The sequence below is a fragment of the Pseudomonas sp. GW822-FHT04C11 genome, from assembly GCF_058800905.1.
Genome location: NZ_JBXAMS010000008.1, coordinates 1 through 22,912 on the forward strand (window position 1 = coordinate 1; position 22,912 = coordinate 22,912).

Annotated in this window: 26 protein-coding genes and 3 pseudogenes; 13 read left to right on the forward strand and 16 right to left on the reverse strand. The window is 55.6% G+C overall.

The window, feature by feature from the left end:
• Positions 1-262: 262 nt before the first annotated feature.
• Positions 263-1,177, forward strand: a complete 915-nt coding sequence (locus AC1RJ3_RS14760) for a DHH family phosphoesterase (protein WP_493079373.1) — start codon at positions 263-265, stop codon at positions 1,175-1,177.
• 62 nt (positions 1,178-1,239) lie between these two features.
• On the opposite strand, the gene AC1RJ3_RS14765 is transcribed toward AC1RJ3_RS14760, so the two are convergent.
• Positions 1,240-1,653 (reverse strand): DUF6691 family protein, encoded by a 414-nt coding sequence (locus AC1RJ3_RS14765; protein ID WP_216744098.1) that lies wholly within the window; start codon positions 1,651-1,653, stop codon positions 1,240-1,242.
• 2 nt (positions 1,654-1,655) lie between these two features.
• Positions 1,656-2,090 (reverse strand): YeeE/YedE family protein, encoded by a 435-nt coding sequence (locus AC1RJ3_RS14770; protein ID WP_103316617.1) that lies wholly within the window; start codon positions 2,088-2,090, stop codon positions 1,656-1,658.
• Positions 2,091-2,310: 220 nt separating this feature from the next.
• Between AC1RJ3_RS14770 and AC1RJ3_RS14775 the strand changes: the two genes are divergently transcribed.
• Positions 2,311-3,123, forward strand: coding sequence for a crotonase/enoyl-CoA hydratase family protein (locus AC1RJ3_RS14775; RefSeq protein WP_103316615.1), 813 nt, complete (start codon positions 2,311-2,313; stop codon positions 3,121-3,123).
• A gap of 6 nt (positions 3,124-3,129) precedes the next feature.
• Positions 3,130-3,960 carry an NAD(+) diphosphatase gene (gene nudC, locus AC1RJ3_RS14780; RefSeq protein WP_493079374.1) on the forward strand — a complete coding sequence of 277 codons (831 nt, stop codon included), beginning with the start codon at positions 3,130-3,132 and terminating at the stop codon, positions 3,958-3,960.
• Here nudC and AC1RJ3_RS14785 read toward each other — a convergent pair.
• From AC1RJ3_RS14785 to AC1RJ3_RS14795, 3 genes are all read right to left on the reverse strand, one after another.
• On the reverse strand, positions 3,928-4,707 hold the full coding sequence (locus AC1RJ3_RS14785; protein ID WP_477774021.1) for a TSUP family transporter: 780 nt from the start codon (positions 4,705-4,707) through the stop codon (positions 3,928-3,930). The two genes, nudC and AC1RJ3_RS14785, sit on opposite strands and share 33 nt — an antisense overlap.
• Positions 4,708-4,837: 130 nt before the next feature.
• Positions 4,838-5,317, reverse strand: coding sequence for a nuclear transport factor 2 family protein (locus tag AC1RJ3_RS14790; RefSeq protein ID WP_054597643.1), 480 nt, complete (start codon positions 5,315-5,317; stop codon positions 4,838-4,840).
• A gap of 56 nt (positions 5,318-5,373) precedes the next feature.
• Positions 5,374-5,937: a TetR/AcrR family transcriptional regulator gene (locus AC1RJ3_RS14795; RefSeq protein WP_493079502.1), complete on the reverse strand. Its 564-nt coding sequence runs from the start codon at positions 5,935-5,937 to the stop codon at positions 5,374-5,376.
• Between the two features lie 235 nt (positions 5,938-6,172).
• On the opposite strand from AC1RJ3_RS14795, the gene pssA reads away from it, so the two are divergent.
• A complete protein-coding gene (gene pssA / locus AC1RJ3_RS14800; RefSeq protein ID WP_493079375.1) occupies positions 6,173-7,516 on the forward strand; it encodes a CDP-diacylglycerol--serine O-phosphatidyltransferase in 1,344 nt (447 codons plus the stop codon).
• A gap of 71 nt (positions 7,517-7,587) precedes the next feature.
• On the opposite strand, the gene AC1RJ3_RS14805 is transcribed toward pssA, so the two are convergent.
• Together AC1RJ3_RS14805 and AC1RJ3_RS14810 are read right to left on the reverse strand one after the other, a co-directional pair.
• Positions 7,588-9,177, reverse strand: a complete 1,590-nt coding sequence (locus tag AC1RJ3_RS14805; protein ID WP_081013829.1) for an ABC-F family ATPase — start codon at positions 9,175-9,177, stop codon at positions 7,588-7,590.
• A 27-nt stretch (positions 9,178-9,204) separates the two neighbouring features.
• A pseudogene (locus AC1RJ3_RS14810) lies at positions 9,205-10,038 on the reverse strand (tyrosine-type recombinase/integrase); the annotation flags it as partial.
• A 231-nt stretch (positions 10,039-10,269) separates the two neighbouring features.
• Here AC1RJ3_RS14810 and AC1RJ3_RS14815 point away from each other — a divergent pair.
• A complete protein-coding gene (locus tag AC1RJ3_RS14815) occupies positions 10,270-10,353 on the forward strand; it encodes a YceK/YidQ family lipoprotein (RefSeq protein ID WP_256585557.1) in 84 nt (27 codons plus the stop codon).
• Positions 10,354-10,512: 159 nt separating this feature from the next.
• Positions 10,513-10,872: a hypothetical protein gene (locus AC1RJ3_RS14820; RefSeq protein WP_054597559.1), complete on the forward strand. Its 360-nt coding sequence runs from the start codon at positions 10,513-10,515 to the stop codon at positions 10,870-10,872.
• Positions 10,873-11,052: 180 nt separating this feature from the next.
• Here the strand turns inward: AC1RJ3_RS14820 and AC1RJ3_RS14825 are convergent, their stop codons facing one another.
• A complete protein-coding gene (locus AC1RJ3_RS14825) occupies positions 11,053-11,382 on the reverse strand; it encodes a hypothetical protein (protein ID WP_054597558.1) in 330 nt (109 codons plus the stop codon).
• Positions 11,383-11,534: 152 nt separating this feature from the next.
• Here AC1RJ3_RS14825 and AC1RJ3_RS14830 point away from each other — a divergent pair.
• Positions 11,535-11,795 (forward strand): annotated as a pseudogene (locus tag AC1RJ3_RS14830) (putative holin); the annotation flags it as partial.
• A 35-nt stretch (positions 11,796-11,830) separates the two neighbouring features.
• A complete protein-coding gene (locus tag AC1RJ3_RS14835; protein WP_256585192.1) occupies positions 11,831-11,923 on the forward strand; it encodes a DUF1737 domain-containing protein in 93 nt (30 codons plus the stop codon).
• Between the two features lie 82 nt (positions 11,924-12,005).
• Here AC1RJ3_RS14835 and AC1RJ3_RS14840 read toward each other — a convergent pair whose 3' ends face one another.
• Positions 12,006-12,653, reverse strand: a complete 648-nt coding sequence (locus tag AC1RJ3_RS14840) for a TetR/AcrR family transcriptional regulator (RefSeq protein ID WP_347926944.1) — start codon at positions 12,651-12,653, stop codon at positions 12,006-12,008.
• Positions 12,654-12,745: 92 nt separating this feature from the next.
• On the opposite strand from AC1RJ3_RS14840, the gene AC1RJ3_RS14845 reads away from it, so the two are divergent.
• Positions 12,746-13,366: an NAD(P)H-dependent oxidoreductase gene (locus AC1RJ3_RS14845; RefSeq protein WP_054597556.1), complete on the forward strand. Its 621-nt coding sequence runs from the start codon at positions 12,746-12,748 to the stop codon at positions 13,364-13,366.
• A 153-nt stretch (positions 13,367-13,519) separates the two neighbouring features.
• A complete protein-coding gene (locus tag AC1RJ3_RS14850) occupies positions 13,520-13,735 on the forward strand; it encodes a hypothetical protein (protein ID WP_054597555.1) in 216 nt (71 codons plus the stop codon).
• Between the two features lie 89 nt (positions 13,736-13,824).
• On the opposite strand, the gene AC1RJ3_RS14855 is transcribed toward AC1RJ3_RS14850, so the two are convergent.
• From AC1RJ3_RS14855 to AC1RJ3_RS14880, 6 genes are all read right to left on the reverse strand, one after another.
• Entirely contained in the window at positions 13,825-14,238 is a 414-nt protein-coding gene (locus AC1RJ3_RS14855) for a hypothetical protein (RefSeq protein WP_493079376.1), read from the reverse strand.
• The gene (locus AC1RJ3_RS14860) at positions 14,220-14,561 is read right to left on the reverse strand and encodes a hypothetical protein (RefSeq protein ID WP_493079377.1); all 342 of its coding nucleotides are present in this window, start codon (positions 14,559-14,561) and stop codon (positions 14,220-14,222) included. The genes AC1RJ3_RS14855 and AC1RJ3_RS14860 overlap by 19 nt, the downstream gene beginning before the upstream one ends.
• A gap of 788 nt (positions 14,562-15,349) precedes the next feature.
• Positions 15,350-15,553 (reverse strand): exodeoxyribonuclease VII small subunit, encoded by a 204-nt coding sequence (locus tag AC1RJ3_RS14865; protein WP_054597553.1) that lies wholly within the window; start codon positions 15,551-15,553, stop codon positions 15,350-15,352.
• A gap of 223 nt (positions 15,554-15,776) precedes the next feature.
• On the reverse strand, positions 15,777-16,154 hold the full coding sequence (locus AC1RJ3_RS14870) for a hypothetical protein (protein ID WP_489110523.1): 378 nt from the start codon (positions 16,152-16,154) through the stop codon (positions 15,777-15,779).
• An 86-nt stretch (positions 16,155-16,240) separates the two neighbouring features.
• Positions 16,241-16,876, reverse strand: coding sequence for a LysE family translocator (locus tag AC1RJ3_RS14875; protein WP_054597551.1), 636 nt, complete (start codon positions 16,874-16,876; stop codon positions 16,241-16,243).
• Positions 16,877-17,184: 308 nt separating this feature from the next.
• A complete protein-coding gene (locus AC1RJ3_RS14880) occupies positions 17,185-18,615 on the reverse strand; it encodes a GGDEF domain-containing protein (protein WP_054597550.1) in 1,431 nt (476 codons plus the stop codon).
• A gap of 606 nt (positions 18,616-19,221) precedes the next feature.
• Between AC1RJ3_RS14880 and lpxO the strand changes: the two genes are divergently transcribed.
• Both lpxO and AC1RJ3_RS14890 read left to right on the forward strand, forming a co-directional pair.
• Positions 19,222-20,121 (forward strand): lipid A hydroxylase LpxO, encoded by a 900-nt coding sequence (lpxO, locus tag AC1RJ3_RS14885; protein ID WP_054597549.1) that lies wholly within the window; start codon positions 19,222-19,224, stop codon positions 20,119-20,121.
• Between the two features lie 172 nt (positions 20,122-20,293).
• Positions 20,294-20,671 carry a hypothetical protein gene (locus tag AC1RJ3_RS14890; protein ID WP_054597548.1) on the forward strand — a complete coding sequence of 126 codons (378 nt, stop codon included), beginning with the start codon at positions 20,294-20,296 and terminating at the stop codon, positions 20,669-20,671.
• A gap of 32 nt (positions 20,672-20,703) precedes the next feature.
• Here the strand turns inward: AC1RJ3_RS14890 and AC1RJ3_RS14895 are convergent.
• A pseudogene (locus AC1RJ3_RS14895) lies at positions 20,704-21,168 on the reverse strand (GNAT family N-acetyltransferase); the annotation flags it as partial.
• Positions 21,169-21,260: 92 nt separating this feature from the next.
• Between AC1RJ3_RS14895 and AC1RJ3_RS14900 the strand changes: the two are divergent.
• Positions 21,261-22,847 (forward strand): RimK family ATP-grasp domain-containing protein, encoded by a 1,587-nt coding sequence (locus AC1RJ3_RS14900; RefSeq protein WP_347926933.1) that lies wholly within the window; start codon positions 21,261-21,263, stop codon positions 22,845-22,847.
• Positions 22,848-22,912: the final 65 nt, after the last annotated feature.

Sequence of the window (22,912 nt, forward strand, 5' to 3'; positions counted from 1 at the left end):
GTTTGCCAGTCATGAAAAACTCCTCGATAGATGCATTCTCCACCTATCGAGGTGTCCGGGGAAATTAGACCACTACATTTACGTCATGTCCCTGTGAGATTTTGCGCGACCTGATTATCAGGTAACAACTGCAGCGGGGTGGACGCCCTGTTACGTAATGTGAATATGGATGTGGACATGTGATGTTGATTTACGGATTTGCATACGCCCTGGACTTGCCTTGCCCAAGTGAGCGACACCCCAGGCTGGCGGTAGACCTGTCATGAGGGTAGTGACCTCCGGTTCGGCCTATCTGGATATCGATGCTTATGCGTGCTGCATCTCTTATGCCGAATGGCTGAATCTTACCGGCGTCGATGCCAGGGCCGTGAGCAGCGCACAGCCCAACGCCAGTGTCTCGGCAACGGTGTTGGGGTGGAACAAACACTTTGATGATTACATCCCGCGAGCCGATGACGAGTTCGTGGTAATGGACGTGTCTGACTATCACTACTTCGACCCGATGGTGAAGCTCGATCGGGTGGTGGAGGTGATTGATCATCATCCTGGCTTCGAGGCCTATTGGGCCGAAACCTTGGGGCCGAATGCTGACATTCGGCCTATCGGCGCGGCAGCGACTCAGGTTTTCCAGCGCTGGGAAAGCTCGGGCTTGCTGCCTCACATCAGCGCACAGAGCGCGGCGTTGCTGGCTACGGCAATTCTGGATAACACCTTGTGTTTCACCGGATTGCGCAGCACTGATGAGGATCTCAGAGCCTTTGAGGTTCTGAGGCCGCTAGCGGGGTTGGCGTCTGACTGGCCTGAGCGTTACTTTCTCGAGTGTCAGGCGGCGATTGAAGCCGACCTGCCCGTGGCCCTGGCCGCGGACCTGAAAATAATGCGGCCGCAGAGCAATTTGCCCCAGGTGTTCGCGCAGATGGCGGTTTGGAACGCCGAGGCCCTAGTACAACAACACCGATCAGCGATGAGCCGATGGCTCAGTGCACAAGGGGATGACTGGATACTCAACATCATCAGCATCGGTGAGGCTAAAAGCTACTTACTGGTCGAACCCGTGGTCAGCCAACATAAGCTTAGCCGCCTATTACAGGTCGACTGTCAGCCAGGGCTGGTCGTTGTCGAGCCGCCACTGCTCAGAAAAGAGCTACTGTCGATGGGGCTCGCTCTCAACCGCTGAAAAAACGCTTCGGCTCAAGACCAATCCGGGCGATCAGGCGGGGCCGCAACACATCAGCGGGATCAACGACGTGTCTGCAAGACATTGAAAATGAGCATGCCCGCCAGCATGGCAATCACAAACACCCAGGCCTGCCAGTGTCCGGTGGGCAGCAGCACCAGTGCCGGGCCCGGGCACATACCGGCAATGCCCCAGCCGACGCCGAACAGCAGACTGCCACCGATCAGGCGTCGATCCAGTTCACGGCTTACCGGCAGTTGCATGGGTAAGCCCAGCAGGGATGTTTTCTGTTTCATGGCCCAGTGAAACGGCACCCAGGCCACGGCAATGGCGCCGATCATGACCAGGGCTAAGGAAGGGTCCCAAAGTCCGGCGATGTCCAGAAACCCCAGCACTTTGGCCGGGTTGGTCATGCCCGACAGTAACAGGCCGATGCCGAACAACAAGCCGGCAACAAACGCAGTCAGTTTTTTCATGTTCAATTTCCCAGCAGATGGCGCAAGACGAACACCGTCGTAAAACCGGTGAACATGAAGCACAGCGTGGCGATGATTGAGCGCGGAGAAAGCCGTGAAACACCGCACACGCCATGACCACTGGTGCAACCTGCGCCATAGCGGGTGCCGATGCCCACCAGCAGCCCTGCCACGATCAGGCCCAGGGCGCCGGTCTTGAACTCGATACCTGGCGGTCCCCAAAACAGCATCCACAACACAGGTGCCGCCAGCAATCCCAGGAGGAACAGGGCTTTTTCTCCCGAGGCCGAATCTCTGGGGCCCAGCAGGCTGCCCAGCAACCCGCTGATGCCTGCGATACGACCGCTGGCGACCACCCACAAACCGGCGGCGAGACCGATCAGCGCGCCTCCAGCCAACGCGGACCATGGGGTGAAGTGAAGCGAATCGAACGTCATGACAACTCTCCGGGTGGGTAACGGGCGGCACTTAACCACTCTTTTTACCTTGAGCATAGGTCCGTTTGTGCGGACCAAGGGGAGGTAACCAACCGGATGTAGATGCCTGCAAGGTCTGTGGACGCTCAGTCCCGCTTTTGGCCGATGCACTGCCTACAGCCACACGCGATGGCTTGTTATAGTTCTGGCCTTATTTTCAGTGCCAGCAAGGATCACTGCCATGTCCGAATACCAAGCCTTTCGCGTCGAACTCAGCGACAACATCGCCCATGTGCAGATCAACCGCCCGGAAAAGATCAATGCGATGAACGCGGTGTTCTGGACTGAAATCATCGAGATCTTCCAGTGGATCGACGACACCGATGAAGTCCGCGCAGTGGTGATCAGCGGCGCCGGCAAGCATTTCTCTTCGGGCATCGACCTGATGATGCTGGCTTCGGTGGCCAATGAAATGGGCAAGGATGCGGGTCGCAATGCGCGCCTGTTGCGGCGTAAGATTCTGGCGTTGCAAGCGTCGTTCAACGCTGTCGATAATTGCCGTAAACCGGTGCTGGCGGCGATTCAGGGCTATTGCCTGGGCGGCGCCATCGATTTGATTTCTGCCTGTGACATGCGTTACGCGGCAGAAGACGCACAATTCTCGATCAAGGAAATCGACATGGGCATGGCCGCCGATGTCGGCACTTTGCAGCGCTTGCCGCGGATCATCGGTGACGGCATGCTGCGCGAACTGGCATACACTGGTCGCACCTTCGGCGCAGAAGAGGCGCGCAGCATCGGCTTGGTCAACCGGGTTTATCCGGACACGACCAGCCTGCTGGATGGGGTGATGGGCATTGCCCGTGAAATTGCTGCCAAATCGCCGATTGCGATTGCCGGGACCAAAGAGATGATCAGCTACATGCGCGATCACAGCATCAACGATGGCCTGGAATACGTCGCTACGTGGAACGCCGCGATGCTGCAATCCACAGACCTGCGGGTCGCCATGGCGGCGTCGATGAGCAAGCAGAAACCCGAATTTCTGGACTGAGCACACATGACTTCACGCTGGACCACTGCAGTACTCGACACCGACTTGCCCGGCGGCTGGGCCGTGGCCCGCAGCCCTGAAGGTTTTTTGTTCGACGATAATGGCGCGCTGTTTCCGCGGGAATGGCTGAAACGACAGGACCTGTCGATTCTCGCCGAGCACGGCATCGGTCATCTCGACGGTGAGCCGGTGTATTTGCTCGAGCTCAAGGCTCACAGCGAAGTGCCGGGCTGCAACTGGAAAGGCCTGCGGGCGTTCATGCTTGATGGCGATCACACGGTCTACAAAGTGTTGGGGTATGCCGCGCAAGTCGGCACCTGGGCGCGCGAGCACCGGTTTTGCGGCAACTGTGGTCAGCGTATGACGCAGATACCGCGTGAGCGGGCGATGTACTGCGAACCCTGTGATTTGCGCTTTTATCCGCGGATTTCACCGAGCATGATCGTGTTGATCACCCGCGGTGACGAAATCCTGCTGGCGCGCTCGCCGCGCTTTGTTCCTGGTGTCTACAGCACCCTGGCGGGTTTTGCCGAGCCGGGTGAGTCGGCCGAGGATTGCCTGATTCGTGAAGTACGCGAAGAGGTGCAGATCGAGGTCAGGAACATCCAGTACCTGGGCAGCCAGTGCTGGCCGTTCCCGCATTCGATGATGCTTGGGTTTCATGCCGAATACGCCAGTGGCGAGATTGTGCCGCAAGTCGACGAGATCGAAGACGCCCAGTGGTTCAACATTCATGCGCTGCCGCCGTTGCCGGCAGGGCGCTCGATTGCCCGCTACCTGATCGACATTTATGTGGCGCGACGCTTAGGCCATGCTGAACCAGTGCTGCCAGGCTAGACGCACGGTCAAGCCCAGTACCACGGTGATGAATACCGGGCGAATGAACTTCGCCCCACCGCTGATGGCGGTGCGTGCCCCAAAGAACGCGCCGACCATCACCGACAGGCCCATGCTCAGGCCGATGATCCAGTCCACTTGCCCGGAAAAGATGAACACCGACAGCGCCGCGATGTTGCTGACGAAGTTCATGCTGCGTGCCACGCCACTGGCCTTGACCAGGTCGATGGGGTAGAGCAGCAGGCTGCTCACGGTCCAGAACGCGCCAGTGCCGGGACCGGCCACGCCGTCGTAGAAACCGAGGCTGAAACCCTGGCTCGACTGCCACTTCTTCTTGATCGGCGCGTCGCTGTCCAGTGGCGCTTTCGGCGTGCCACCAAACAGCAGATACACGCCACAGGCGAAGACGATCACCGGGAGCATCTTGTTCAACCATTCAGCCGGCAGGTAGTGCGCAACGATTGCGCCGGTCAGTGCGCCGACCAGGGTTCCGATAATCGCGTGTACCCACTGCCGCGGGTGGAATAGCTTGCGTCGGTAGAAGGTGAAGCTGGCGGTGGCCGAGCCGAAGGTCGAGCTGAGTTTGTTGGTGCCCAGCACCAGGTGCGGCGGCAAACCGGCAGTGAGCAACGCCGGGGTAGTCAGCAGACCGCCACCGCCGGCAATCGCATCGATGAAACCGGCAATGAACGCGACGATGGCCAAAATGGCCAGAGTGGTGAGGTCTACGCTGAGTTCGAAAGGCATGAGGTCGACTTATTCGGCGGGGCAGAGGGCAAGGCGGGGCGCCATCTTACCCATAACCGCCGCCCCCTGCGACCGCCCTAATACCCGGCATGATCGTTCCCACGCAGCATGGGAACGATCAACAACCGGGTTACAAGCCCAGGTCAGACAGGCCCGGATGATCATCCGGGCGCCGGCCCAGCGGCCAGTGAAACTTGCGCTCGCTTTCCTTGATTGGCATGTCGTTGATGCAGGCGTAACGGTTGGACATCAACCCCTGCTCATCGAACTCCCAGTTTTCATTGCCATACGAGCGATACCAGTTGCCCGAATCGTCGTGCCATTCATAGGCGTAACGCACAGCGATACGGTTACCGGTGAAAGCCCAGAGTTCCTTGATCAGCCGGTAATCCAGTTCCTTGGCCCACTTGCGGGTCAGAAAAGCCTTGGCTTCTTCGCGGTTGTTGGCGAACTCGGCGCGGTTACGCCATTTGGTGTCCAGGGTGTAGGCCAGGGATACTCGTTGTGGATCGCGGGAGTTCCAGCCGTCTTCGGCCAGGCGAATCTTTTCAATGGCTGACTCGCGTGTGAATGGTGGAAGTGGCGGACGAACTTCGGCATTAGATGACATTTAAAGTCTCCAGGGAAAGTGAGTGTCAAAACAGCCAGTTGATCTTGCTTGAACAGTTACAGGTCCAATAACTTTCGCGCCATGCATTGCGCATTATCGGCGGCACTGTGATCGCCCATGACAAGCGCAACAGTAATGGCGCCATCGATCAGGATCAGCAGCTGTTTGGCCAGCGCTTCCGGGTCGTGTACGCCATGTTTGGTACAGAGCTCGCGTATGTAGTCGAGCAGTTTCTGTTTGTGTTCCTTCGCCACCAGGCGCACCGGGTCTTGCGGATCGCCGGTTTCGCCGCTGGTGTTGATAAAGGCACAGCCGCGAAAGCCTTCGTTGGCGAACCAGTCTTTGAGCACGGTGAACAGGTTGAGGAGTCGCTCGGCCGAGGTCGGGGCCTTGTTCACTTCGGTTGTGAACCAGTTCATCCAGCGTACGTCGCGCCGTTGCAAAGCCGCGACTGTCAGTTCCTCCTTGTTGGCAAAGTAGCGGTAAATACTTTTTCTGGAGACGCCGGCGGTTTTCACCAGGAGATCCATGCCCGTGGCAGCAATACCACTTTTATAGATCAACTTTTCGGTGACATCCAGAATGATGTCGCGTGTGTCGTTGCTAGTGATTTCGTTCATGTGGCAAAGAGTAGAACGATCATTCTTCTTGGTCAACTCGCTATTCAATAATTTATTGTGGCGAGGGGGCTTGCCCCCGTTGGACCGCGAAGCGGGCCTGAAAAATACTGGAAGCGGCAAATGGAAAACCACATTTTCGGCACTTTCGGCGACTATGCAGTCCACGGGGGCAAGCCCCTTCGCCACACATGGTGTAAGCTCGTGCGTTCTTCGGATTCGACCTTTTGCGAGCCCTATGCCGTCGCTTTTCAAACGCTCTCTACTGCCCAAGCTGCGCAGTTTTCCGCTGACCGCCGATGCGGTCTCCATTCTTTCTGGTGCTGCCGAGTTCCGTCGTTGCCTGCTGGAGAAAATTGCCCAGGCGACACAGCGCATCTACATCGTCGCGCTTTACCTGCAGCACGACGAAGCGGGACAGGAAATCCTCGATGCCTTGCACGCCGCTAAAGCTGCGCGCCCGGAACTGGACGTGGTGGTGGTGGTTGACTGGTTACGGGCGCAGCGCGGTTTGATCGGTGCCGGCAAACAACCGGGCAATTCGGCGTGGTATCAGCAGCAGACTCGCGAACACGCCAGCGAAGTGCCGGTGTATGGCGTGCCGGTGCAAACCCGGGAACTGTTCGGTGTGTTGCACCTTAAAGGCTTCGTGATCGATGACTGCGTGATCTACAGCGGCGCCAGTCTGAATAACGTCTATCTGCATAAATTCGACAAATACCGTTACGACCGTTATCACGTGCTGGGCAACCGGGCATTGGCCGATTCCATGCAGCACCTGGTGCAGCACGGGTTGATCGCCTCTAAAGCCGTGCATCGTCTTGACGTGCCAAACCTGCCAACCACCCGCAGTCTGCGTAGCGACATCGGTGACCTGCGCAGTCGACTCAAGCACGCGGTGTATGACACCACGGCGGGTACGCTGGACAAGGGTGGTCTGACAGTCAGTCCGCTGCTCGGGGTCGGTAAAAACAACCCGTTGAGCCGGGTGATCTGTGAGTTGATTGCAAGCGCCCAGCATCAGCTGACTATTTGCACACCGTATTTCAACCTGCCGTTGCCGGTGACCCGTGAAATCAATCGGGCGCTGGCACGCGGGGTGAACATCGACATCATTGTCGGCGACAAGACTGCCAACGACTTCTACATTCCGCCGAGCGAGCCGTTCAAGGTTATTGCCGCGTTACCGTACCTCTATGAAATCAGCCTGCGACGCTTCGCCAAGCGGCATCAGCGGGTGATCGACAGCGGTCAGTTGAACCTGCATCTGTGGCGCGACGGTGACAACACCTATCACCTCAAAGGCATGTGGGTCGACGAACGCTACACCTTGTTGACCGGCAACAACCTCAACCCGCGTGCCTTCCGCCTGGACCTGGAAAACGCTTTGCTGATCGACGACCCGAAAGGTGAGTTGCAGGAACCCCGTCGCAGTGAGCTGGCGGAAATTTTCCACAACACCCGCCGCATTGAGCGCTATCAGCAGCTGGAAACCTTGCTCGAATACCCGCCGGCAGTGAGCAAGTTTCTGCGTCGGGTCAGCCGGGTACGGATTGAGCGCTTGCTCTATCGCATCCTGTAGCCAAAAACACAAAAGCCCCGTCACATGGACGGGGCTTTGTTTGACGCTCGCAGCTTGAAGCTTAAGGCTACTTAGAACACTACGCCCTGGCTACGCAGGTAGTCATCGTAGGTGCCGCTGAAGTCGATCACGCCGCTTGGGCTCAGCTCGATGATTCGAGTGGCCAGCGACGATACGAACTCGCGGTCGTGGCTGACGAAGATCAGCGTGCCCGGGTAGTTTTCCAGCGCCAGGTTCAGCGCTTCGATGGATTCCATGTCCAAGTGGTTGGTCGGTTCGTCCATCACCAGCACGTTCGGCTTTTGCAGGATCAGCTTGCCGAACAGCATGCGACCTTGCTCACCACCGGAGATGACCTTGACCGACTTGAGGATCTCGTCGTTGGAGAACAGCATCCGGCCCAGGGTGCCACGGACCAGTTGCTCGCCACCTTGAGTCCAGCGACCCATCCAGTCGAACAGGTTGGATTCATCTTCGAAATCCGAAGCGTGGTCCTGTGCGTAGTAGCCGATTTCTGCCGCGTCGGTCCATTTCACGCTACCGGCATCCGGGCTCAATTCATTGACCAGGGTACGCAGCAGAGTGGTTTTACCGATACCGTTCGGGCCGATGATCGCCACGCGTTCGCCTGCTTCAACGTTGAAGCTGAAGTCCTTGAACAGGGTCTTGCCATCGAAGCCCTTGGCCATGCGCTCGACGATGACCGCCTGGCGATGGAGCTTCTTGTTCTGTTCGAAACGGATGAACGGGCTGACGCGGCTCGAAGGCTTGACCTCGGCCAGCTGGATCTTGTCGATCTGCTTGGCGCGGGAAGTAGCCTGCTTGGCTTTCGAGGCGTTGGCCGAGAAGCGGCTGACGAACGATTGCAGTTCCGAGATTTGCGCTTTCTTCTTGGCGTTGTCCGAGAGCAGTTGCTCGCGGGACTGGGTCGCCACGGTCATGTACTCGTCATAGTTGCCCGGGAACAGGCGCAGCTCGCCGTAGTCCAGGTCAGCCATGTGGGTGCAGACACTGTTCAGGAAGTGTCTATCGTGGGAGATGATGATCATCAGGCTGCTGCGCTGGGTCAGAATGTTTTCCAGCCAGCGGATGGTGTTGATGTCCAGGTGGTTGGTCGGTTCGTCGAGCAGCAGCACTTCCGGATCGGAGAACAGTGCCTGAGCCAGCAGAACGCGGAGTTTCCAGCCTGGCGAAACTTCGCTCATCGGGCCGAAATGTTGCTCGATGCCGATACCCAGGCCCAGCAGCAGTTCACCGGCGCGCGATTCGGCGGTGTAACCGTCCATCTCGGCGAATTCGGTTTCAAGCTCGGCGACGGCCATGCCGTCCTCTTCGGTCATTTCCGGCAGCGAGTAGATGCGGTCGCGCTCGGCCTTGACCTTCCACAGCTCTTCGTGACCCATGATCACGGTGTCGATAACGCTGAATTCTTCGTAGGCGAACTGGTCCTGGCGCAACTTACCCAGACGTACGTTCGGCTCGAGCATGACCTGACCGCCGGACGGATCAAGGTCGCCACCGAGGATTTTCATGAAGGTCGACTTGCCGCAACCGTTGGCGCCGATCAGGCCATAGCGGTTACCCGCACCAAATTTGACCGAAACGTTCTCGAACAACGGCTTGGCGCCGAACTGCATCGTGATATTTGCTGTGGAGATCAATTACTTTACCTATCAATGGGTTGCGAGCTACGCATCTGACGCTTGGGCCATTCCTGGGGCATTTTGGAGTTTTTCCATCTCTCCCCAGTCGCCGCTAGAGTTCAGCCAGCGCGCATAAGTCGAGAGCAGCATCTGGACGCTGTGTCCAAGCTGTTGAGCTATAAAGGCGGGGTTCATGCCAGACATTGTGCATATTGTCGCATAAGTGTGACGGCAGTTGTACGGCGGCCGATAACGCGTCGCCAGCTTCTTCAGTGTTGGCCCCCATTGTTTGTGCAGGTCTGAGGTCTGACGGATGTACTGACTCATCTTTGAGGGCGGGAAAACGTAGGGGAACTGCTTGATTGAACTACTCCCAGCTTTCCGGCGCTCCGCGTATTGAGCGGCGAACTCCAGGGCGTGCAATACCCGCCCCACGGATTCCCAGCGTAGAGCAATGATCTCCTGCGGGCGCATGCCGGTGAAGAAAGCGAATTCGAAAAATGCAGCGTAGATCGTGCTCGGCCAATGGGCTGTGTCGTATAGCTGAGCGATTATCTGGTTAGCCTCATCCAGGGTGAATGGATCAGGCTCCCCCTTCTTGCGCTTCGGCGTGTCCAAATGTTCTGCGGGATTCTTCGCGATGAGCTCCTCCCGAACGGCATCATCCAGAATCGTACTGAGCCGCACCATTGAGTTGAGTTTTACGTCAGGTGATGACCAGTTTATCTCTCCGATGATTTTCCGCAGCATCACGGTGCTGATCGTACTCAGGCGAGTCAGCGCCAAGTACGGCATCCAGTACAGGTTCAACTCACTCTTGTAATTTAGATGCGTTCCTTCCTCGATCTCCCTCCCGCTCAACCACGCACGCGCGTGTTGCCGTTGGGCGCGGAGGGGAGTGCATGCGGGTAGATTCGGGGAGGGGGTGACTAACTCTTCGCGATGGCATCTATGGGAAACACAACGGAAAAGTAATAAGGAAATTGCGTGCTACGGAAGCTCATTTTGATATTCAGCCTTTCACAGTTGAGCGGCTGTGCTTGGCTTGTTGCAAATTCTCACGGGTCCATTGCCTGCTTTAACGGAACGGAGCTTGAGTTCAAAGAGATGATGCCTTTAGTTGGGCCGTTCATTATTCTCGACTTACCCTTTACGTTGGTGGCGGACACGCTATCGCTTCCTGCGTGTTTGTAACTGCCTGCCAATCGCTACTTGCAAGAAAATGTCGGGTATCTACAATATGCGGCGTACAGCCCTGTGCCCGGGTGGTTTGAATCGGCACACTGTATGAGGTCCAGCGCTCCTCATGGCCGAGGCTCAGAGCGCTAGTGCTGGTTTTTTTGCTGAGGTGACATGGATACGCCAACCCAACAGCTTCATCGATTATTTTTCGACGCGTTTCTTGTGCCAGGGCTTTTGTCGTTTGCCTTGGTCATTACTTTGAGCATCCTCCACAGAAAGCTTAAAAACATTTCCGGTTGGTGGCTGTGCGGGCTTTTTGTTATCGGTTTTTTTTGCATAACTTGTCTACCGCATGCTTGGCTAATGTTGTTTCCTGAACCTTGCATTATTCGTTTTGCTACCCCAACGAACATGTGCGAGTTCGGCCCCTCGGTATATCTTCAGATTGGTATATTCGCTGGCACGGTTGGCGCATTAATGGCTTTGATGTCGTTGAAAATTTGGCAGATCGCGGCAAGAAAACGCGAGTAGATGGTCCTGCCTTTAAGAGAAACCTGGTTACTGCGCCGGTTTTTTTTATTGCCTAAAATTTACACCGCAGCCAGCACGGCTGTTCGCGCACCCCGCACACCAACGCTTACGGTTGGTGCGAGACTGGATCGGGGATCGGCGCAGTGAAGGGCTTTGGCAGGCAGCGGGAAGACCGCGCAGCTATTTCGAATACAAACTGCTTAGGTACTTTTTACAAAAATCGGACTCTGCGATTTTTTTTGCTCGATCATCCCACTCTTGCACTGGGGATTCAGGGGCACCCATTATTTCTTTTGTTATCTTGTCTGTGATAACGGTCATCTCTTCAAAACTCATTTTGATTCCGTGCTCTCGCCCGTACAGCCCCACTGCTTCGGCAGATCGGGTTACCACAGATGGATCGGAATGGACGTCCAAACCGGCAGCTAAACCACATCGAGTCAGTTGGAATATGTGTTCCTCTTTATTTTCGCATCCCTGCAAGAAGAGAAAGGTTGCTGCGATTAACATTGAGAAAGCTCTACTTCCCTTCATATTTCGATCCACGTATTTCGTTTTTTTTCGATGAATATTCGGCCGGTGTTATACCTCGTGCGCTGCAAATTCGCACCTATTCAGGGCCTCAGTATTCGCTGGTTTTTTTCATTTCTGGAGTAACACCTATGGCCGAGCCGAGTACCGGCGCCCTGGCATTAGCTGGCGTACTTAGCGGCGTTGGCGCTGGCGTTGCATTCCCCCAGATTGACCTGGCCGTATTGGTCGGGGCTTTCTTTTACGTCGTGTTCGCCAAGGACATGACATCGCTACGCCGATTGGGTTACCTGGTGGCTGGCTGGATTGGTGGTGGCTTCGGTGCTGCTGAGCTGCTGGGCAGAGCCTGGACCAAGACCGCAGACTTCAGCGGCTTTCTGTATGGTTCACTCTGCGTTGTTGTCTTCGCCGGGATAGTGGGCTCGCGCTGGGCTATCAACTTTATGGTTCTCCAGCTGCAACATTCAACGGCTCGCACATCGTCGTGGCCCAGGCCGTGATCTGGAGCCAGAGCAAGTAAGGCGTCGTTCCTGATGTGAAAAAGCCCAGTTTAGTGCTGGGCTTTGTTGTTTCTGGGATGTGTTCCTGTCGGGCCGACATCGCTACGCATCGGCGACGTGATCAGCCTTGCCGCGCGCGCTTCGATCAACCATTGCGATGATCATTTCGAAGAGTTCGTCCTGCGCTTGCGCGGGCGTGATTTCTCCGGTCGCAGCGGCATGGGATAGAGCCTCGGCCGCGCCAAGCATTGCCCGAAGACCTGCAGGCGCAATATCTCCTGCCCTGGCAAAAGGGGCCAGGGCGATCCGGCACTTATTCATGAAGATCACTTCGTAATCACGCTTGATCTTTTCGAGCTCCGGTGAACTGGCCAGCGCCGCTATCACGCCAGGTATCTCATTGCCCTGGAGAAGCACGCAGTCGACGTAAGACGATGCGATGACAGCAGCCCTGCTCACTAACGTAGATTCACTCGCTTGGAGCGCGGCGTCCATAAGCGTTGTCTGGCGTGCATCGAACTCCTGATAGAGCGCCGCGAGCAGTCCAGGCCTTGTGCCGAAATGGTCGTAAACGACGGGTTTTGTAACTCCGGCCTGCTCGGCAAGCCGTCCAAGCGTCAGTGCTTCCGTGCCTTCTTCTCGAACCAATCGCCATGCGACATCCAAAAGCTGACGCTGTCTTTCCTCTCTAGACAGGCGACGACGTGGCTGCGTGCTGGAGACCTGCTCTCTATTTTCGGCGCTTGACATGGCTATATACCAAAAGTAACTTAAAGATAGTAACTTACTAAAAGTATATAAGATTCGCCTTTTGCCCTCAATCAGTAGCAGGAGTTTTCGACATGCACGCGCTTATCGTTGTTGCTCATCATGATCCAAGGTCGCTCAGTCACAGCATCGCTGCGCATGTCGCCGAGGGCCTATCCTTGGCTGACGCAGGCAACTCTTTCGAAATCGCGGACCTCTCCGAGGAAGGTTTCGATCCGCGGTTCTCCGCGGCTGATCTCGCTGTACATCACAGGGAAGGGCCACCGCCGGCCGATGTTGCTGCCGAGCAGGCGAGAATCGATCGCGCCGATACCCTTGTGTTGGTGTATCCCGTTTATTGGTGGTCTATGCCGGCACTACTCAAGGGATGGATCGATCGTGTGTTCGCCAATGGTTGGGCGTTCGACTTCAGTTCTGATGCGAAGCTGGTGAAGAAGCTTCGCCACCTACGAGTTCATCTTGTCGGTATTGGTGGCGCAGACGGGGGAACCTATGAACGGCACGGTTATGCCAACGCGATGAAGACGCAGATTGACCATGGGATCTTTGACTATTGCGGCGCATGTGTCGTGACCTCCGAGCTCCTGCTCGAATCGGAAACGCAGGATCCGACTGTTCATCTGGACGTCGCGCGGGCCCTGGGCCGCGATCTATTTACTACATCTCAGCGATGCAAAATGGCCGGGGTAGTATGAACATGTAGTGTTCTGGACCGCTGGCGACAACCCAATGATTCCGGCCATTGGGGCATTTCCAGTCAGGTGCCGCTCATCCAAAGCTAAACGACTGAAATTAAAAAGAAACATTGCTGTTATAGAGTGCTGGCCTGATTCATGAGGGCTACTGAAGTGAACCGATCAGCACGAAACCTGCGTAAAACACTGGACGCTGCAGCAGCCAATAACGAGGCCGCAGCACTTGATGTCATGCGGGCCATTGATCAGCTTGGTGACGAAGTGCTGCGCCAGCGGCTGCTGGGCGTGGTCCATCGCCTGAATCAGGATGCGAGCGAGTTGCGGCAAGCCAGAGATAATGTCTCTGGAGCGCTGATGAAGCTGGCCTGATATCGCCCTCCGTGAGCGGATGCGACAGTGGGGTGGGAGGTGTATTCCTGGCTGGTCTAAGCTTTGTGGCGCGGACTTAGTGCCAGCCCTTACTCCGCTTCGGGGCACTTGAAGCCCCAATCATCAACTATCATGTTTTTTACCTCTTCGCCAGTAGTGCTGACAACTAGGCAAGTTTTATTTTTTCTGTAATTAAACTCGCAGTATTGAACTCCCTCGGTGCATCTTTCGACTTCACTAATGCCCATATCTCTAAGTGTTTTCATAACGCCGCCCGATTCCATCACGCTCGTTAAATTTGGCTTCCAGCCATGTTTAATCAATACCTTTCGTGTACTTAAGAATGGCATTCCTTTTTTAATTGGCACATCTGTTGCGTTCGCAAAAATGCTAACGCAACAAAGCACAATGCAAGCAATTGGCAAGACCCTAAAAGTAGCAGGGCTGACATTAGTGCATCTATCTCGTGACATGGCGCCAGCCCTCAATCCTTCTCCGGACATTTAAAGTTCCAGGAGTAAATCTTCATTTCTTTAATCTTTTCGCCGACAGTTCCCACACCAAGGCAGGTTCCATTCTTGATGTAATTGAAGCTGCAGTACCGGATGCCCTCCGTGCAGGATTCGATCTCTTTGAAACCTTTTCTCATGATGATGTTTTCGACCCCAAACTCACCTGTATAGGTTGGGTTCGGCTTCCAGCCATTTTGAATTAATACTTTTCTGGCATTTAGAAAGGACATTTCCTCTTTTATAGGGGCGTCCGTTGCGTTGGCAAAAAAACTGGTGCAGCAAAAAAGGCTGATGAGGAATGTTTGCAGCTTCATTTAACGGTACCGCCAAAGTTTTTATATATTTTTTCTACTTCACCGTACTCAGTATATGGTTGGCCCGATGGTTTTTCTTTGACTGGCCGATTCGCCAAGCCTGGGCTCATGGGTAAGGCTTCCCATTTTTTGAGACTTTTTCCACTGCAACTTTTAAGTCTCCACTGATTAACGGTTCGATTGCATTCACGTTGCGCAGCAGTTCAACTGCAATCAAATTGCTTTAACGGAGCGCTTCCGGGAAGCGGTCAATGGGTGGGGGGCTGTCATTCGGGCAGCCGGTTTGCCACTCATGAGAAGTTCCTTTTCAAGGTTTCAAATGGGGTAATAGTGGTCGGTGGGCGCGTCGGAAAAAACGCCAGCATTCATCCATAGAGTTGAACAGTGCTTGGTGGTTTTCGCGCATGGGACGGCAGGCCAGTAACGCCTGCCAGGCGATTTCGACGCAGGGTATCGAGCGTGCAGGCGCAGGGGATAAGCACGTCCATGAGTGAGGAGCGCATCAAATGTTACCGTCCATGTAGATTTGCATCGCGAAGAATGCCCCAGGCAGACATCACATACAACGATCCTTACATTATTTAGGTTGACAGTCATTTGCGTAGGCCGACCTTTCACTGGCTGGCCATATATGATGCTTTGAAGGCCCAGATCAGTTGGTGTATCGTTTCAGCTGTTCGCCCGGCCATATGACTCTTTACCGGTCCAAGGATGGCAAGGTCATATGCGCAGGGCGAACGCTATATCCTCTTGAGGTGATGGAATCGCTATCCAGCCTTTACAGGGGCTCAATGGAGTGTCTTACGGCTCTCACCAATCCTGATCCGATCCAGCGCCCGATTTAACGCATTCAAGGCATCGAGAAGGGCTTTCGCCTCAGCTTCCCGGCCATCCCCCCACAGGCGTTCAGCCATCTTGTTCAGCGCCTGGATAGAGCGCTCAATTTCAGCTGCGGTCGCCGCTGCTTTATTTTCCTGCTGTTTCTTCGGCATTGCTGTAGTCCTCAAACCTGTGATCAGGTGCTGGTCGCTCAGGACGCAAACCAGACTCGACCTCCAGGATCCTGTCCGCGCCGATATGGGTGAAATCCTGGTCCCTGGGCCGGCAGGCAAAGGAATGGGGGAATCCGTTGCCTAGGGGCAGGAGGCTACTGTCCGTGATTGGCGGGAGGTTACTGGGGATTCGTACCGGAGGCATTCTCTATCGCTCGTGGCTTCAGTGCTGCTTGATACTTTTCCAGGCAACAGGTGCTAGAAGTAGTACTGCCAGCAAAAACACTGTCTGCGAAATATAGAACGTCTCCAGCCATTGTCGGTTTAGCGCCACATAGAACGTGTTATGGATCACGTCCACAACGATGATTGCAGCCGTGAAAAGGATGCCTGGTCGGGGTTTTCTGAAGAGCAAAAGTGCGGCCAGAGGATCTAAAAACGTGAGCGCTCCCCAGAACAAACGACTGGCCCATGGAGTACTGTCACCATATCCGTAGTCCCAGAGCAGCCCATGCGTAAGGCCTGCATGCAGGTGATTGGCTGTTGCAACGAGTAGGCAGCCCGCAAACAGAGCGCGGATGGCAAAAGATAATCCCGGCACGGCATCGTCCGCTGATGGTCATTGGTATCACCATCGTATCGAAATTGGCGAGCTATAAGCGACGGGCTACTGCTAGCCGATTGGGGTTAGCGCCGCCCTTCGACGATCATGCGTACGGCCAAACCCGCGAGGACCGTCCCCATCAGCCAGCGTTGCACGATCTGCCACACGGGCCTGCCTGCGAGAAATGTCGCGATGGAGCCAGCCATGACGGCAATCAGCGCGTTGACGCTCACGCTAATGACGATCTGCGTAAAGCCAAGCACGATCGATTGCGTCAGCACGCTGCCGTGGTCGGTGGGGTCGATGAACTGAGGTAGCAGCGACAAATACATGACTGCAACTTTTGGATTCAGCAGGTTGGTGACAAAGCCCATCATGAACAGCTTGCGCGGGCCATCCTTGGGCAGGTCTCGCACATGGAACGGGGAACGGCCGCCGGGCTTGACCGCCTGCCAGGCCAGGTAGAGCAGATAGAGCGCGCCGCCGAGTCGCAGGGCGTCATACGCATAGGGAACGGCCATGACCAGGGCCGTGATACCCAATGCGGCGCAAAACATATAAACGACGAAACCCAATGCCACTCCGCCCAAAGAAACCAGTCCGGCCATTCGTCCCTGGCAGATCGACCGCGAGATGAGATAGATCATGTTCGGGCCGGGAGTCAGCACCATGCCGAGTGAGATCAGACCGTAGGCGAGCAGGTTGGACAGTTCGGGCATCGCGTAACTCCTAATGGATGAGATAACGAATCGAAAGCTCCGTTAAATCAATACGAGCGGTTTTCGCCACCGCTGAGGTTTGCACCTGGAGCGAACGATAGTAGGGCGGTCAACGGGAGAGTGTTAGACACAGATTGACTTGCAAAACGTCATACAGCGGTCGCAGCACCCGGTATCCACTCCCTGGGATACGTTGCAAGTTCAACGTGAGTAATGGCTTGCTCCATTAATAACAGCCAAGGTGCCTTATAGGCACCTGGCTGTTATTTACGAGAGCGCGAATAGGCTCGTGATGATCCTTATGGTGTTCAGGGCAGCGGTTGGAGGCTGGTCTTGATGGCAGTGACCACACGATTACGGCCTTGGTGTTTCGCGTGATACAGGCGTTGATCAGCTACGTGCAGAATGGCCTCGATGGTGTCGCCGTCGCGGCCAGATTGCGATATGCCGATGCTCACGGTGACCATGGTCAGCCGCTGGAAGCCGCTATTAAAAGAAGTATTTGCAACGCTGGTTCGCAGACGCTCGGCGATGACATGCGCGGCCTCTAGTGAGGTATGAGGTAGCAGTATCATGAATTCTTCCCCACCCACTCGGGCTACACCGTCATACGGTCGGATCGAATCGAGGCATTTCTGCACGAACTCTTTCAGGATGTCATCGCCAACCTGATGCCCGAAGCGATCATTGATGGACTTGAAATTGTCCAGATCAAGTGCCAACACGGAGAACGGCTCACCGCCACGGTTGGTCCGGCCAATTTCGGCTTCGACCCGCTCTATGAACCGACGCCGATTATCAGCGCCTGTCAGTGGATCGGTCGCCGCAAGGTGTCCGAGTTCCTGATTGGTGCGCTGGAGCTCCACCAGGGCGTTTTCGGTGTACTCCATAGCCTCGGCAAGACGCACCATCAGCTCCTCCTGGGTGTAAATTGTCGAGAAGGACCGCGTGGTGAGGAACGCTTGTACTACCCCATAGCTCAACAGGAAGAATCCAGCGGCGAAGATCGCATGGGCGAGCCACCACATGTGGTTCCAGGGACGTCCAAGGATGAATGCAAGAGATGACAACGCGAACGCCGTGACCGAGATGACAAAAATCACCATCAGCTGCGAACGGATTCGGCGCAACAGGAGCATTGCCACGTTCAATGTGGATAGAACCAGGGCGCCACCTTCCAGCGAAAGGCGCACCGCAAGTTCGCCGGCGATTGACGAGTTCGCGACGAACGCCACTACCAGGTCAACCAGCAGGAACAGTCCTATCCAGGTCAACCACCGGCGGGGCTGCATTCGGCGGTCCGCAGCATCAGGTGGGCGGTGGTACGACAGCATTCCGACCAGCAGCAGTATCGACATGACCAGTCGAGAGGCCGGTCCATAAAGCAGGAAGAGCCAGATATTGTGATGTGCGAGCCCGGTGAACGCACCATGCAATGCATAGATCAGTACAAAACCGAGAAAACCAAGCGTCATCCATCGCAGCAGCGGCTCTCCCGATGACTGATAGCAGCGCCACGTCACGTAAGTCACAAACAAGCCTTCCAGGGTGGCTGCCGTGATCGCAATGATATGGAACGCGTGGTTCTCGAATAGAAGGGTGGGGTCCTGAAAGAAGTACAAGTAGCTGATCAGGTAGGCCGGAATGAACGCAAACCCTGCGAGCAGCAGGCAGGCATAAATCTTGATGATGAGACGGACGGCTTCAGGTGGCTCGCCGGTGGCGACGCTATTGCTCATGGCTCCCTCCAATTTTCAATATATTTTGCCAGCACCGGACCGGTAGTAGCTCCGTCGCCGCATACACGCTGCGTTGGATTTAGATTATGGAGCGCGAAATTGATCGGGCTCCGGTCTTCCATGGCTTTGGCTCCTGTGGCGATTAATAGCCTAGTCGAGTAATGACAGGGCTGCAGAAGGAGCGGTCTGAATTTGCTATCGCGAACCCCTTTGTGGAGGTCGCGACGCAGCGGTAGGAAATCTTGAGGCGACAGAGGGGCTTTCGTTCGGTCGGCAGGACACCGAGGGAGGGATTTTCAGTCTGCGTATGATTTGAGCCAGCAGGCATACGTCTATTGAGACGATCGTCGCAGCTCTCAATGATGTCTTGCGTCTCGCTGAGCTGAGCAGGCGCGTTTCTGGCACAACGCCTCCACAGTTTTTCACAAATGTAGGTTAACCTTTGATTACAAAGTATGACTAAAATACGCCCCGGTGGCCATGAGCTAGCTTTCTGCTCAGACTCCCGTGCTTGACCGATTCGCTTGATCGTTGGATCTCGGACGCTGCGTTCAAATCAGGTTTGTGGCGCGCGGCATGTACTCTTCTGAACTGTGACGAATTCCCGTGAAACTCATCATTGTCTCCCTCTACGTTTTATCCATTGCGTATGTGCATCTACGTGGTCGCATCCGGCACAAACTGAGTCGCCAATTGAGTGATCATTCGACCTTTCTGGCGCCGGTCAACTGCTTCCTGTACCTGTTTTCGAAAATCCCCAACAAGCCTTATCTGAATCCGGCCGACTTCCCGGACCTGAGCCCCTTGCAGGCCAATTGGCAGGAAATTCGCGCCGAAGGCCAAAATCTGCTCAGGGCAGGGGAGATCAAACGCTCGGACCAATACGACGATGTGGGCTTCAATTCGTTCTTCAAAACCGGCTGGAAGCGCTTCTATCTGAAGTGGTATGGCGACAGCCACCCATCGGCCACCAAGCTCTGCCCGCGTACCACGGAGCTGGTACAAAGCATTGGCTCGATCAAGGCGGCGATGTTCGCCGAATTGCCACCGGGTTCGAAACTGGTCCGCCACCGTGACCCGTATGCCGGCTCGTACCGTTACCACCTGGGTCTGGACACGCCGAACGATGAGGGTTGCTACATCGACGTCGACGGCGAGCGCTACCACTGGCGTGATGGTGAGGCGGTGATGTTTGACGAGACTTACATTCACTATGCCGAGAACACCACCCAGCAAAACCGCATCATTCTGTTCTGCGACATCGAGCGCCCGCTGAAATACCGCTGGGCCACAGCGTTCAATCGCTGGTTCAGCCGTAATGTGATGTCCGCTGCTGGCGCGCCAAACGATGCGGGCGATAAAACCGGTGGCATAAACCGGTTTTTCGGAAAAATCTACAAGATCCGTCTGCGCGGTAAAGAACTGAAAAAGCGCAACCGGACGCGTTACTACCTGGAAAAGTGGGCGATTTTCGGCGGTTTGCTGGCCATTATTGTATTGATCTGAGCACGACCATTGCGCCAGCAACCTTTGCTGGCGCGGCGTTGAGGTTTCCGGCGAGTCTGCAATACGCTCAATCGGTGTGACATCTGCGCTGGAGTATTATCTTCACAGGGATGAATCCTGCGCGTAGCGTGTTATCGAAGACCCTATCTGCATGTACTGGAGGAACTCCACCATGAACAGGTTTGTGCTCGGTACCAGTGCGTTGGCGTTGAGTGGCTTGCTTGGCACTCTGACCCAGGCCGGCGCAGACATTGGCATGCTGGCTGCCACGGTGGAGCATCCGGCCCTGCTTGCCCAGAATCTCCCTGACAACTCCGATAACCCCTACAACAGCCCGATTCGCCGGGTAAATCCCAACAGCATGCAGGGCACCCAGCCCAGCGCACCGGTTATTCGCGGGCCGAACACCGTGCCGGTTCCCCGCCCACCGACCCTCGAAAACGGCGGGATTGGCAATGGCTATCCGCGCAGCGGTACTGCGCCGGGTACAGTCAAACCGTATAGTGCGCCCAAGCCGCCATCCCGAGATTCGGACACCAGCAGTTATTGAGCGGCATTGACCGTCACGCAGGCGCCATTCTTCCGGGCAGAACGGAGTTCTTGGATGCTTTTTTCCAGCCGCAAGGCATCGGCATGGTCCTCGTAGTAGTCGTGAATCAACGCAAAACGCCGGTAGCCGTTACGTTCATACAGCGCAATCGCTACCGGGTTGTCGATACGCACCTCCAGTCGCAGACAGGTGCAGTCATGCTCCAGCGCACAAGCCTCGATTCGCTCCAACAGCTGTTTGCCCAGACCAGTACCGCGGGCCTGAACCGAGGTGGCAATCGAGTACAGCCGCGCCAGCGAAGTGCGGCGGTGAAACAGCACCAAGGCGTATCCGAGCAATTGATCCGCACACTCGGCGATGATCAACTGCCCGTGAGCCCGGTTAATCATCCACTGAAAGTTACGGCGGTTAAGCCGGTCGCTGGTGAAACATTGCTGCTCAAGTTTCAGGAGTGCTGCCAGGTCAGCCGGTGCTGCAAGGCGAAAGACAAGATTCATATGACCACCGTAAAAGTTGTGTAACGAAACGGGACTTTCGAAAAACTTCGTGCTTAATAGGAAAGGTCTTGTTCTCCAACGGATCAATCACTATGTCAGCGCTACAAGGTCATTGGCGTGAAGTATCGGAGCAACGTTTACCGACAGCAATAACCAAAGCAACTTATTTATCAGAGGCTGCCAGAACCTCCAGTCAGTTGGTTATTATTGTCGAACGCAAGGAAGACTGGGCGTCTTACTTTCCCAGTGAAGACATCGTCAGTGCCCAGGAGTATCTCGAGCAAACCCGTGGCAGCGAGCAGGGCAAGCGGGTTCAGGTGATCAACCTGTGCCGCAGTTACAAGTACCTGGGACACGGTTATTACTGCTCATTGCTGGCTGAGGCTCGTGGACACAAGGTGATTCCTTCGGTGCGAACCATCAGCGAACTCACTCGCAAGTCTCTTTATGGCCTGTCGCTGGACGATTTGGATAAAGCCTTGGATAAGGCGCTCAATAATCACCTTTACAGCGACACTGAAGGATTTACCCTGACGCTGTATTTCGGCAAGACCAATATCGAACCGTTACAGGATTTGGCGCGTCAGTTGTTTGAAGTGTTCCCCTGTCCAATCTTGCTGGTAGAGTTTCGCCGACGTAACGGCTGGCACATCGAAGGTGTCAAGTTTGGTGCGTTACATAAGTTGCGAGAAGATCAGGAAGATCACTTCGCCAACGCTCTGGACAACTTCAGTCGCAAGATCTGGCGCATGCCGCGTTCACGCCGGCTGGCCCGTTATGACCTGGCAATCCTCCACGATCCGCAGGAAGCGCTGCCGCCATCCAATGCCAGGGCGTTGGAGAATTTCGTTCGGGTGGGCAAGGGCCTGGGCATCGATGTCGAGTTGATCGAGCGCAAGGACTACGCGCGTATCGCCGAATATGACGGGTTGCTGATCCGCGAGACCACCAGCGTCGATAACCATACCTACCGATTTGCGAAAAAGGCCGAAAGTGAAGGCTTGGTGGTGATGGACGACCCGGCATCAATTCTGCGCTGTACCAACAAGGTCTACCTGACAGACTTGCTCAACAGCCATCAACTGGGCATGCCGGCCACGGAAATTCTCTACAAGGAACGACCGGAAGATTTTGAGCGGGTAGGCGAGCGACTGGGTTTTCCATTGGTGCTGAAAATTCCTGACGGCTGCTTCTCGCGAGGGGTGATCAAGGTCGAAAGTCAGCAAGCCTTGCTCGAAGCCACGGCTGAGTTGTTCGAGCACTCGGTGTTGCTGCTGGCACAGGAGTTCTTCTACACCGAGTATGACTGGCGCATTGGCGTGCTCAACCGCAAACCGATCTTCGCCTGCCAGTACTTCATGTCCAAAGGCCACTGGCAGATTTATAACCACAAAGCCAAGGGCCAGGACATCAACGGCGAGTGCCGTACCCTGGCGGTTCATGAGGCGCCCAAGGCCGTGGTGGACCTTGCAGTGAAAACCGCCAACCTCATCGGCGACGGTCTGTACGGCGTCGACCTCAAGCAGTCCGGCGACAAAGTGGTGGTGATCGAGGTCAACGACAACCCGAACATCGACGCTGGTATCGAAGATGCTTACCTGCAGGACGATCTGTATTCACTGGTACTCGAGGAGTTTGTCCGCAGACTCGAACTCAAGCGTCGCGGGCAAGTCTGGTGAACAGTCGTTCATGCCGACAACATCCTTAAGCTGAACTACGCTCCCCTGCATTAGTGCGGAGTCAT